The sequence below is a fragment of the Mucilaginibacter segetis genome (assembly GCF_016522075.1).
Lineage (GTDB): Bacteria > Bacteroidota > Bacteroidia > Sphingobacteriales > Sphingobacteriaceae > Mucilaginibacter > Mucilaginibacter segetis.
Map to the genome: position 1 here is coordinate 1,916,873 of NZ_JAEHFW010000001.1, position 13,326 is coordinate 1,930,198.

The 13,326-nt window shown below is 36.9% G+C and carries 8 protein-coding genes; 6 read left to right on the plus strand and 2 right to left on the minus strand.

All coding sequences use genetic code 11. The features are described 5' to 3' along the window. Positions 1 to 20 precede the first annotated feature (20 nt). Together I5M19_RS08820 and I5M19_RS08825 are read left to right on the plus strand one after the other, a co-directional pair. On the plus strand, positions 21 to 3,521 hold the full coding sequence (locus tag I5M19_RS08820) for a PKD domain-containing protein (RefSeq protein ID WP_200065835.1): 3,501 nt from the start codon (positions 21 to 23) through the stop codon (positions 3,519 to 3,521). Then, on the plus strand, positions 3,518 to 4,531 hold the full coding sequence (locus tag I5M19_RS08825) for a PorP/SprF family type IX secretion system membrane protein (protein ID WP_200065836.1): 1,014 nt from the start codon (positions 3,518 to 3,520) through the stop codon (positions 4,529 to 4,531). Before I5M19_RS08820 ends, I5M19_RS08825 begins: the two co-directional genes overlap by 4 nt. Positions 4,532 to 4,560: 29 nt before the next feature. On the opposite strand, the gene I5M19_RS08830 is transcribed toward I5M19_RS08825, so the two are convergent. Continuing rightward, on the minus strand, positions 4,561 to 5,112 hold the full coding sequence (locus tag I5M19_RS08830) for a NifU family protein (protein WP_200065837.1): 552 nt from the start codon (positions 5,110 to 5,112) through the stop codon (positions 4,561 to 4,563). A 123-nt stretch (positions 5,113 to 5,235) separates the two neighbouring features. Further along, complete coding sequence (gene purB / locus I5M19_RS08835) at positions 5,236 to 6,579, minus strand: adenylosuccinate lyase (RefSeq protein ID WP_200065838.1); 1,344 nt, start codon at positions 6,577 to 6,579, stop codon at positions 5,236 to 5,238. 103 nt (positions 6,580 to 6,682) lie between these two features. On the opposite strand from purB, the gene I5M19_RS08840 reads away from it, so the two are divergent. The 4 genes from I5M19_RS08840 (at position 6,683) to I5M19_RS08855 (ending at position 13,310) form a co-directional block, all read left to right on the plus strand. Then, positions 6,683 to 7,300, plus strand: coding sequence for a TetR/AcrR family transcriptional regulator (locus I5M19_RS08840; protein WP_200065839.1), 618 nt, complete (start codon positions 6,683 to 6,685; stop codon positions 7,298 to 7,300). 98 nt (positions 7,301 to 7,398) lie between these two features. Then, positions 7,399 to 8,742: a TolC family protein gene (locus I5M19_RS08845; RefSeq protein WP_200065840.1), complete on the plus strand. Its 1,344-nt coding sequence runs from the start codon at positions 7,399 to 7,401 to the stop codon at positions 8,740 to 8,742. Positions 8,743 to 8,770: 28 nt separating this feature from the next. Further along, complete coding sequence (locus tag I5M19_RS08850) at positions 8,771 to 9,871, plus strand: efflux RND transporter periplasmic adaptor subunit (RefSeq protein WP_200065841.1); 1,101 nt, start codon at positions 8,771 to 8,773, stop codon at positions 9,869 to 9,871. Between the two features lie 25 nt (positions 9,872 to 9,896). Then, positions 9,897 to 13,310, plus strand: a complete 3,414-nt coding sequence (locus I5M19_RS08855; protein ID WP_200065842.1) for an efflux RND transporter permease subunit — start codon at positions 9,897 to 9,899, stop codon at positions 13,308 to 13,310. The last annotated feature ends 16 nt before the right edge of the window (positions 13,311 to 13,326 follow it).

The window sequence follows — 13,326 nt, forward strand, 5'->3', positions numbered from 1 at the left end:
ATTAATTAAAGGATCCTATTTTGAATAAAAACAAGGCGGCGATAAGTGCAACTGTAATATTCCTTTTTATTTTTAGCAGTTATTATTCTTTTGCACAGAACACATCCAACCAAGGCAAAGAGTTTTGGACGGGCTATATGTCACATATTGAAAGTACAGGCCAAAGTCAAATGAATTTGTACATAACAGGTGATGTAAATACTTCAGGTACTGTAGAAATAGCTGATGGAAGTTTTGACCCAATTCCGTTTACAGTAACTGCTAAACAGGTAACCAAAATAGCCATCCCACGAATAGCTTTCGTGAAGAGTTCCGGACAGTTTTTAAAAGGTTTACATATTACCGCGCAAAAAAAAGTAGCAGTGTATGCACATATTTATGCCTCGAGTGTGTCTGGCGCTACGCTGTTGTTACCCGTGAATGTTTTGGGCAAAAGTTATTATTCGCTGAATTATACTCAAAAAGCAAACGAGTCGCCAACCTATTCTACATTTATGGTTATTGCAACTGAAGATAATACAGTTGTAGAAATAGTTCCATCCGCTCCACTTATAGGTAAAACAGGTAAATTTACAGTTACACTCAAAAAAGGAGAATTGTATCAAGGACTTTCATCAGGCGATTTAACGGGAACCAAAATACGCAGTATAAGTACATCAGACGGCCAATGCAAAAAAATTGCTGTTTTCTCAGGAAGTACAAAAATAGGTATTGGCTGTGATGAAGGTTCTTTTACTTCAGATAATCTTATTCAACAAGCTTATCCTACATCTTCATGGGGTAAAAATTTCATTACGGTGCCGCTTAAAAATAGGAATTACGATGTTTTCAGAATTTTCTTTAGCGAACCTGATACTAAACTAACCATAAATGGCGCACTTCAAACGCAGGAAGAAGGCCCTCCTTATATAGAGTTTAATTCACAAATACCGAATATAATTTCTGCGGATAAACCTATTCAGATAATTCAGTATGCAGTTTCGCAGGAAAAAAGTCTGGGAGATAACTGTAATGGCAATCCAAATGATGTCGGAGACCCGGAAATGATTTACTTAAATCCAATCGAACAAACCTTGGATCACGTAACTCTATATTCGGCAAGTGAATCTGCAATAAGTCAAAGTTATATAAATGTCGTAACTAAATCGAGCAACGTTAAAACATTTAAATTGGATGGAAAATCATATGATAAGTTCACACCGTTACAAGGAGATACGTCTTATTCGTATGCTCAGATAAACGTTCAAAATGGCACTCATAATATAAATGCAAGTGATGGATTTAACGCCATTGCTTACGGATTTGGCTACGCGGAGTCATATGGATATTCTGCAGGTACGAATGTTAAAAATCTGAATGAATCTATTGTATTTGAAAATCAGCAAACAAATAAAATTCAGGAAAACGGTTGCGTAGGAGTATCTTATAAATTAAAATTAACATTGCCGTATCAAACAGGAAGAATTACATGGAAAAATATTGATGGTGATAACACATCTTATATTGATAATAATCCCACAGTTAAATCTACAACACAAAAAGATAATAAAACGCTTTACACATACGAGTATTATAAACCGGTAACTTTTCTCGCGGGAGATTATTCTATTACAGCTACTGTGCTTAATCCTGTTGCGGATGAATGCGGATCTGATGAGGACATAGATTTCGATTTTAATATTGCTGATTATCCTGCACCTGTTATTTCCGTAAGTGATAATTGTAACGGCGATACCACTTATTTTGCTGATAGTACAAGCAATGAAAGCAGCATAATAAAAACATGGCTTTGGGATTTTGGTGACGGGCAAACCTCCACATTACAAAACCCCAGACACTATTATACAAATCCGGGTATTTACAATGTAATTTTAACTGTGGGTAATGAAAATGAGTGTTATTCAACATCGGCGCCTGTAGCTGTTCATATAATCAAAAAACCGGCTGCTGCTTTTAATTTATCCATTCCGGCTTGTGTAAATAAAGACGTAATTATTTCCGATAAATCTACATCCGAAGAAAGTAATATAATAAAATGGGTGTGGGATTATGGAGACGGTACGGAGATAGAAACACGCACCAGCAGTACACCTTTCACTCATGTTTTTACCACTACCGGAATAGACACGGTTACCTTAACTATATTTACCGATAAGGGCTGTGTAGATAGCAGTAAACGGGTTATAAATATCAATCCACAACCCGTAATTGATTTTACGGTGCCGGATATTTGCCTTACTGATGCGGTTGCTCAGTTTACTGATAAAAGTACAATTGAGGATGGCAGCAACAATTCTTTTACTTATCAATGGGATTTCGGTGATAATAATGCTACGCCTCAAAATTCCAATACTTCCACAAGCAAAAACCCTAAACATATCTATACCCGTGCCGACAACTACACCGTTACTTTAACATTAATTACATCAAGCGGTTGTAGCTATTCAAAGTCGCAAATTTTCACAGTTAATGGAGACACTCCTGCTGCTAAATTTACGATAGAAGATAAAGATAATTTATGCAGTGGTAATCCTGTAATCATCGATGATCAGTCAACCGTAAATTTTGGAAATATAACAAAGATAATTTGGTATTATGACTATTCAGATAATCCGCAGAACTTTGAAACTTTTAATAGAGCAGATATGCCTGCTAATCGAAAATATACACACGATTATGGTGTATTTAATTCACCTCAGACAAAAACTTACACCATAAGAATGGAAGCTTACTCGGGCGAAAGTTGCGTAAATATTACTCAACAGGACATTGTAGTTAAAGCTAATCCGCTTGTTTTTATTACGCAATTAGGATTTATTTGCCAGAGTGCTTCACCTGTACAGATACAAGTCGATAAAAACGGATTTATTGGCAACGGTATTTTCAGTGGTAAGGGCGTAAGTGCTGACGGATTATTTGACCCGTATATTGCAGGTCCGGGAGTATTCACTATTAATTATGATTTTACAGCTCAAAATGGCTGCAGTTACACCACTTCAGAAGAAATTACCGTAAACCCTGATCCGGTTATTGATGCTGGAGAAGATTTAACAATTTTAGAAGGAAATAGCGTAATTTTAAAAGCAAGTGCAAGCGGCAACGGCGTAAGTTATAAATGGACACCGTCAACAGGATTAAATCGAGATGATATATTGCAGCCAACTGCCTCTCCGATATTTGATACCAATTATACGTTAACAGTAACTACAGCCAATAGTTGTACAAAAACGGATAATATATTTGTTAAAGTATTGAAAGATTTAACGGTTATAAATACATTTACACCTAATGGCGATGGTATTAACGATAAATGGAATATTCCTTATCTTGATAATTATCCAGGAAGTACAGTAAAGATATACAATAGATACGGAGAAACGGTATATTCGTCTATTGGTTATTCTGATCCTTGGGACGGAACATTCAATGGACGTATTTTGCCCGCAGGCACATATTATTATATTATAGACCCTAAAAATGGACGCAAAGTTATTTCAGGGAATGTTACCATCATCAGATGAAAAAAAAATTACTCCTTACAATTCTGTTAATAACATCGCACTTACTGTATGCGCAGCAAAAGCCTCAATACACCCAATATGTGTTTAATAACTATTTATTAAACCCTGCTGTAACGGGTATTGAAAATTATACTGATGTTAAGTTGGGTTATCGCAGTCAATGGACTGGACTGGAAGGGGCTCCTGTTACAAGTTATTTCAGCATAAACGCGCCACTAGGTAAAGACTTTTTACAGGGAGATGCTACCGCCTTTCCGGCATCTGGAGGGGTTAATCCGTCCAGCAGATTATATACGCAGTACTATCGCGCTGCAGAACCTCATCACGGCATCGGATTTACTATAGTATCAGATAAGGCCGGCCCGATCACCCAAACTAATATAGATGCCACTTATGCCTACCATTTGGGTATAACTGATAGGCTTAATCTGGCAGTAGGAGTATCGGCAGGTGTAAGTCATATCAATTTAAATACATCCATGATAACACTTGAGGACCCTAACGACCCAACGATTAATAACTTAAATACCAGCCAATGGAAACCAGATTTGGGGGTAGGAGTGTGGGCTTACTCTTCAAATTATTATTTAGGGGCATCAGTCCAACAAGTTTTACCGCAAACACTATATTTAACTACCGGCAACACAGCAAATCAAAGTAAAACAGTCCCGCATTTTTTTGTAACCGGCGGTTATAAGATATATCTGTCAGACGATGTAACACTACTACCTTCCGGGTTATTAAAATTCATACAACCTACACCGGTAACCTTTGATATTAACATGAAGCTCTCCTTCCGTGATAGATTTTGGTTTGGGGGGTCGTACCGTAAAGATGATTCTTACGCGGTATTAGCCGGATTTAATTTAAGTTCATTCATTAACGTCGGATATTCCTACGATATTACAACCTCTGCTCTTCGCACGGTAAGTAATGGTACACATGAAATAGTTTTAGGAATACTTTTAAACAACCGATATAAGGTTACCAGTCCGCAACACGGTTTCTAAGAAGTACTGTACTTGAGGCATTAGACCTTTTATAAAGCTTCAGAAACAACTTCTGTCACTTCGGGCACCATTCGTTTTAACAGATTTTCTATTCCAGCTTTCAATGTAACAGTTGAAGACGGACACCCACTGCATGATCCTCTTAGTTCAACAGTGACCACGCCCGCGTCAAATGAACGGTAACTTATTGCTCCGCCGTCTTGTTCAACAGCCGGTCGTACGTAATCATTTAGTATCTGTTGTATTTTTATTTCCGTTTCGGTTCCTTCAAAGTCAACATCAACGGTTTGTTCAACCTCTTGTACTTTTAACTCTGATTCAACAGCGCCCTTAACAAATTCCTTTAATATCGGTTCTATATCATTCCAATCACTACCTTCGGTTTTAGTAACTGTAACAAAATTGCTGGCAAAAAAAACACCGTTAACAAAAGAAAACTTATACAATTCTTTTGCGAATGGAGATTTTTCAGCACTTTCTTTAGTCGCATAATCCACACTTCCGTTAACCAGTAATTTATTTACTATAAATTTCATGGTTGCCGGGTTAGGAGTTGATTCGGTATATACGTTGATATTCATGATCTGCTATTTTATTGTATTATCTACAAAGTTAAACAGGATTTTGGTTTAATGGTAAACCTTAAATTGTTATGACCCGTTAATGATAATCCATTTCGACTATCAATTCAGGATATAAATTCTTTAAATCCCTGTATAATTTTGAGGTGTAATATTTTTTATCTCATTCTTAACCATATCACTCACATTTAAAGTGTCCACAAAATCGGCTATCGTTATTGAATTGACATGAGTGTTTGTACGCGTTAACTCCTTTAATGCTTCATATGGATTAGGATATCCTTCCCGACGTAAAATAGTTTGAATAGCTTCAGCTACAACGGCCCAATTCGCATCCAGATCCTTGTTTATTGCAGACTCATTTAATAACAACTTATTTAACCCTTTAATAGTTGATTTAAAAGCTATTAACGTATGTGCCATAGGTACACCAATGTTGCGTAGCACTGTAGAGTCAGTAAGATCACGTTGCAGGCGTGATATTGGTAACTTGGCAGCCAAATGCTCAAACAATGCATTTGCTATTCCCAAATTTCCTTCGCTGTTCTCAAAATCTATCGGATTAACCTTGTGCGGCATCGCAGATGAACCTACTTCCCCGGCCTTAATTTTCTGTTTAAAATAATTCATGGAAATATAGGTCCACATATCCCTATCTAAATCCATTACAATGTTATTTATACGCTTTAAGGCGTCACACTGGGCCGCAAAATTATCATAATGCTCTATTTGGGTGGTAAACTGCGACCGATGCACCCCCAGTATATCATTAACGAAATGATTGCCGAATACTCTCCAGTCGGTTTCCGGATAGGCTATATGGTGCGCGTTAAAATTTCCGGTGGCACCGCCAAATTTAGCGGAGTAAGGAATAGCAGTAAATAATTCCAACTGTTTTTCTAAGCGCTCTACATATACCATTATTTCTTTCCCTAAACGGGTAGGACTGGCTGGCTGGCCATGCGTATGTGCTAACATGGCAATGTTTGTCCATTCTACAGCATATTTTTTAAGCAGATCGAGCAAGTCGTTAAAAACAGGCAGATAAACTTCGTTAATAGCTAGTTTAAAGCTATAAGGTATTGCCGTATTATTAATATCCTGCGAAGTTAAACCGAAGTGTATAAATTCCTTATAATCAGTAATACTCAGTTTATCAAATTGTTGTTTTATAAAGTACTCAACCGCCTTAACATCATGATTAGTTGTTCTTTCTATCTCTTTTATTGAGGTGGCATCTTTTTCAGTAAAATTCTTATATATATCACGTAACTTTTCAATATTATTTTTATCAAAAGTCTGAAGTTGGGCTAAAGGATGTTCACACAGGGATATAAAGTATTCTATCTCAATAAAAACCCTGTATTTGATCAGTGCATATTCCGAAAAATAGTCTGCTAGGGCTGATGTAGTGTTACGGTAACGGCCGTCGATAGGGGATATAGCGGTAAGGGAATTTAATTCCATTGAAAAGTTTTTTTGCAAAGATAATAAAATGTGATTGTCAGGCTAAGGTAATTTGATTTGGAAACTTTGAAATCCAAAAATGTTTCCATAGTTTTGACCCAAAATGTCAATTAGTCAAACACAGCGGATAATACAAGGTGGTGAGGACTTGTTTTTACAAGCCGGCATCAAAAGCGTTACCATGGATGATATAGCTAAACATTTAGGTATGTCAAAAAAAACCATATATCATTTTTTCAATGATAAAAACGACCTGGTAATTGCCTTGGTAAAGAAAAAATTACAGGATGATGAGAATCAGATAAATGATATTATTGAACGGTCACCGAATGTAATTGAAGAGATGATCAACATGATGAAATGCTCTGAAGAAATTTTTTCGAGGATAAACCCGATAGTGATACACGATATGCAAAAATATCATCCGGAAGCTTGGGCAGAGTTTCAGAAATTCAAGGCAGAGGTATTAATTAATAAACTTGAGCAGTTATTGGCAAAAGGAATTGATCAAGGATTTATCAGACCCGATATTGACGTTAAGATATTAGCAAAAATGCGTGTAAATCAAGTGGAAATGGGATTTAATACCAATATATTTCCAACATCGCAGTTCAGTGCATGGAAAGTTCAGTACCAATTACTGGAGCATTTTAACTATGGAATTTGTACTCTTAAGGGACATAAATTATTGGATCAACATAAAAATATATATCACGATTAAATTAAAGAATATAAATATTCTACTGACATAAGGTTGTCAATAATCAGCTTTTTTTTGCAGCAGAAATAAATAAAAACTAAACCCCACCATCATATCAAATGAAACGAATACTAATAATGATGATTTGCTTAGCCGGAAGCCTCAAAGGTTTTTCACAGGCCCAGCCAGATCAAACCTATAGCTTCAGCATTAATGAGGCTATAAATTACGCTTATGAACACAAGGATTCCGTTGTTAATGCAGGGCTTGATGTAAAAAGTGCCGATTTTAAAGTTAAGGAAACCGTTGGACAGGGTCTTCCTCAAATTAACGGTACAGCATCTTTTCAGGATTATCTTAAAATTCCTACAACGTTGTTGCCTGGTGAATTTTTTGGACAACCTGCAGGTACATTTATACCGGTAAAATTTGGTGTAAAGTATCAATCTAATTTAAGCTTAAGCGCTACCCAACTACTCTTTGATCCAAGTTATATTGTGGGCTTACAAGGTCGTGCCACTTATAAAGAGTTGTATAATCGCGCTTACACACGTTCAAAAATTGAAGTCGCGGTAAATGTTACTAAGGCGTACTATCAGGTTTTAGTTAGTAATGAACAGATAAAGTTATTGGATGCAAATATTAAACAGCTTAAGCAACAGATGGATCAAACGGCAGCACAAAACAAACAGGGTTTTGTTGAAAAAATAGATGTTGACCGTATTACTGTGCAATATAATAACCTGATAACAACCCGGGAAAACACCGTAAGGCTACTTGCACTAAATTATCAGTTGCTAAAATTTCAGATGGGAATGCCAATAGAGTATAATTTAACTTTAAAGGATGGACTATCAGATGTAGATTTAAACGAAGACGTTGCAGCAACGGTAGCTGACACATCTTTTTACCGCAATAGAATAGAATATGGGTTAACGGAAACTAATCTTAAATTAAGTGAGTTTGACCTGAAACGTCAGAAAGCACAATTCCTGCCCAAATTATCAGCTAATGCATCTTTATCTGAATCTTATCAGGATAATAGTTTCAGTAATTTGTATAGCAATAGCTTTCCATCAAGTTATATTGGTTTAACATTAAACATACCCATATTTAATGGTTTCCAGCGTGCCAATCAGGTAAAGCAATCACAGATAACCGTTCAAAAAAATCAGAATAATTTAAATAGTCTTAAAAATTCATTAACCCTACAGGCAAACAGGGCCAAAATCACTTATATAAATGGTTTGCAAAGTCTTAATAACCAAAAACGAAATCAAGAACTTGCGAGAGAGGTATTGCGTATTTCAAAAATAAAATACGAACAAGGAGTAGGTTCAAGCATTGAAGTTACACAAGCACAAACTGCTTTGGAAGATGCCGATAATAAATATATACAGGGTTTATATGATGCCCTGGTCAGCAAAGTAGACCTTGATAAAGCATACGGAAGAATTCAATAAAACAAACTAAACCACACATTATAAAAAAATGAAAAAACTAATATACATTCCGGCCATACTGCTATTAGCAGCTTGTTCAAAACCAAAGGATAAGAAAGCCGAACTGGCAGACTTACAAAAACAACAGGCAGAATTAAATTCCAGGATCTCGAAATTACAAAGTGAGGTAGGCACTACTGATTCTGCAAAAGTTACAGATGTTAGCGCGGTTACTATAACTTCGCAGCCATTCAGCAATTATGTAGAAATTCAGGGTAAAGTTGATGCACAGGATAACGTCACTGCTTATCCGCAAGCAGCAGGTACAATTACCGCTATTTATGTACGACCTGGTCAGCATGTAAGTCGTGGGCAAACATTGGTACAGTTAGATAACAGTGTATTAAAACAACAAATTGCCCAGTCAGAAGCACAGGTTAGTCTGAATAAAACACTTTATCAGCGTCAAAAAAACCTGTGGGATCAAAAAATTGGTACGGAAGTACAATTTTTACAGGCCAAGACCACTTTGGAGGCCAGTCAAAAGGCTTTAGACGCTTTACGTGAACAGTCAAGCATGTACCGTATTACGTCTCCCATAAATGGCAGTATTGATCAAATGGATCTGAAACTCGGACAGGTTGCACAGCCCGGACAAACTGGTATACGCATAGTTAATGCCGATAACCTGAAGGTAAAGGCCGATGTGCCGGAGTCTTATGCTGGCAGTGTAAATACAGGCAATAAGGTTAAAATAGTAGTACCCGACGCGAATGACTCGTTAGTTACTAACATAACATTCGCTGCAAAGGCTATTGATCCCACTTCACGTAGTTTTAATGTTGAAATAAAGCTACCTCAACGCAGCACACTTAGGCCAAACATGACCGCAATATTAAAAATAGCAGACTATTCAAAACAGAATGCTATTGTAGTGCCTGTAAAATCAATTCAAAGGTCAGAAAATGGCGACTTTGTTTTTGTAAATGAAAATGGAACAGCCAAACGCAAAAACGTTAAGGTTGGTGCTACGTATGAAGGACAATCAGAAATATTATCAGGCTTAAAAGCGGGTGAACAATTAATTACTGAAGGTTCAAGTGATATTGAAGATGGCGACAAGGTGCGTATACTACAATCCTCAAACTAATTATTTAAACATTTGATCTGTTACCATGAAAGATGTTAAAAAAGAGTTTGCCCCCTCAAGTTGGGCTATCGATAATAAGACCGCCATATACGTACTTATATTTTTAATTACGGTATTGGGCATTATCAGTTATATTAATTTACCTAAGGAAAACTTTCCGGATATAGCGCAATCAAAAGTATTTATTACCACACCTTACGCTGGCCAGTCACCTCAAAACATAGAGAATCTGGTTACTAAACAAATAGAAAAGCAGTTAAAATCCTTAAAAGGATTAAAAAAGGTTACATCAAATTCTGTACAAAATTCATCCAGGATAGTGGCTGAATTTCAGGCAAATGTTGACATAAAAGATGCAAAAATAGATGTAAAAGATGCCGTAGATAAAGCTAAACAGGATTTGCCTCAGAATGATAAAAACTTGAAGGAATCTATCATTTCGGATATTAACGTTGCCGACTTACCTATCTTATATATTAATATATCAGGTGATTATGACCTTAAAAAGCTAAAGGAATACGCTGATATACTGAAAGACGAAATTGAAAGTTACAAAGAAATATCGAAAGTAGACGAAGTTGGTGCCTTAACGCCAGAAATTCAGGTAAATGTTGATCTGAATAAAATGGCTGCAGCCCAAATCGGATTTAATGATATAATACAGGCCATCGGTAATGAGAACATCCTTACAACCGCCGGAAGTATCAAAACAGATGGTGTTCGCCGCAGCGTGGATATTAAAGAAGATTTTAAAAGTGCCGATGAAGTTGCCGCCATGGTGATAAGAAATCCGAAGGGGCAGGCAGTTTACTTACGCGATATAGCAGATATAAAAGATTCATTTTTAGAGCAGGAAAGTTACGCCCGTTTAAAAACAAATGACAATCCGAACTTTAAAAATGTTATTACCCTAAACGTAAGTAAAAGGGCAGGGGAGAATCTGATCGAAGCGTCAGATAAAATAAATGCCCTGATAAAAGAAAAGCAAAAAAACGTTTTCCCGAAAGGACTTGATATCACCGTAACCGGAGATCAGTCAGACAAGACACGGACAACACTTAATGACCTCATCAATACCATTGTAATTGGGTTTATATTGGTTACAGTTATTCTTATGTTTTTCATGGGTACTACTAACGCCATATTTGTGGCTTTATCAGTTCCGCTTTCGTGTTTCATTGCGTTCTTAGTGATGCCAGCTATTGGCTTCACACTTAACATGATCGTATTATTCTCCTTCCTGCTGGCCTTAGGTATTGTAGTGGATGACGCCATTGTGGTGATAGAGAATACGCACCGTATTTTTGCAAACGGAAAAGTGCCGATTAAAGAAGCTGCGAAGATGGCAGCGGGTGAGGTTTTCCTGCCTGTATTTTCGGGTACCATGACCACCCTTGCACCATTCGTTCCATTAGCGTTCTGGAATAGTTTAATTGGTCACTTCATGTTCTTCCTGCCAATAACATTAATAATTACCTTATTGGCATCTTTGGTAGTGGCTTATATCATGAACCCCGTTTTTGCGGTTGATTTTATGAAGCCACACGTAGAAGGTGAACATGATAACCCTAAGTTTGATAAAAAAACAAAACGTTCTTTAATTTATTTGGGAATAGCAACTATAGTAGCTTACTTTATTAATGTGGGTGTCGGAAACTTTATGGTGCTCGTTATTATTTTGTATTTATTAAATCACTTCTTTTTGTTAAGAGTTATTGATAGATTCCAGAAAAATGTTTGGCCCCGTTTTCAGGCCTGGTACGCTAAATGGTTAGAAAGAGCGGTTAAAAGACCACTAACTGTATTAGGAGGTACATTTGTATTATTTGTTTTAGCGTTGATCATCAACCATTTTTTAGGCAAAACACCTGAGTTCTTCCCATCCGGAGATCCTAACTTTGCCTACGTATACATTACTATGCCCATAGGTACCGATCAGGCGGCTACCAATGAAGTAACCAAAAAACTGGAAAAACAGGTAGCTAAAGTGGTTGAACCTGATACAGATATCGTATCATCTATCATATCAAATGTAACTAAAGGTGTTACAGATCCCACTGATGAAGATCAGGGGGATTATGAAAATAAAGGTAAAATTACTGTTGCCTTTGTTGAATATGGGGAACGGCATGGTAAGGATACTAAAGAAATATTGAAAAAAATACGGGCAGCCGTGCAAGGTGTACCGGGAGCAAAAATATCTGTACAACAGGAAAATAGTGGCCCGCCTGTACAAAAGGACATTAGTATTGAGATCATCGGTGACAATCTGGATACATTGGTTAAAACCGGGGAACGTCTTAAAAACTATCTGGGTAAACAAAATATAGCCGGTATTGAAAATTTAGTAGCGGATGTGCAAAATGATAAACCGGAGATCGTTTTTGATATCAATCGTGAGCGGGCCAATCGTGAAGGTGTAAATACAAGTCAGATAAGCCAGGCATTACAAACGGCGATATTTGGCGCACCCGTAAGTGATTTCAGAAATACTAAGGAAGACGATTATAAAATACAGGTGAGGGCTAAAGAGGAACAACGCAGTAGTTTAGATCAGTTGAAAAACATGAAAATCACCTACCGCGATCTTGCTACAGGAGGAGCCATAAGACAAGTCCCTATATCTGCCTTTACAGATGTGCGTTATACTGATACATATAGTAATATTAAGCATAAACAGCAAAGGCGTGTTTTAACACTGGGTTCTAATGTAATTAAACCTTATAATCCAAACGATGTTAACGCGGATATATTTAGAGCAATAAGTAACTTTAAAAAGCCGGATAATATTATTATCCGTCAGGGTGGGGGCCAGGAAGACCAGATGGAAGCAGTAAAGTTTTTAGGCGGAGCAATGGCTACATCCTTTGGTTTAATATTGATCATATTGATGATACAATTTAATTCCATAGGTAAAACCTTCATCATTATCAGCGAGATATTCTTTAGTATTATTGGTGTATTGTTAGGGGTAAGTTTATTTGGAATGACGATGGCCATAGTAATGACCGGGGTAGGTATTATAGCACTCGCAGGTGTAGTAGTTCGTAATGGTATATTACTTGTTGAGTTTACCGATATGCTGATAGAACAGGGGACCAGTTTGCATGATGCAGTTGTGGAGGCCGGCCATACCCGTATGACACCAGTATTGTTAACGGCTACTGCTGCAATTTTAGGATTAATACCCTTGGCTGTAGGTTTTAATATAGACTTTGTAGGACTGTTCACTCATTTTGAACCACATATACATTTTGGGGGCGATAACGTTGCATTTTGGGGGCCTTTAGCCTGGACAATGATATTTGGCCTTGGCTTCGCAACTATCATAACGCTGATATTAGTTCCATGTATGTATATTATACGAATAAACCTGAAAAATAAGTTATTCGGTAAAAAGGAAAAAGATCAATCCAAATTAGAAATAAGCAAAGCGTAACCTATCTATTGTTATA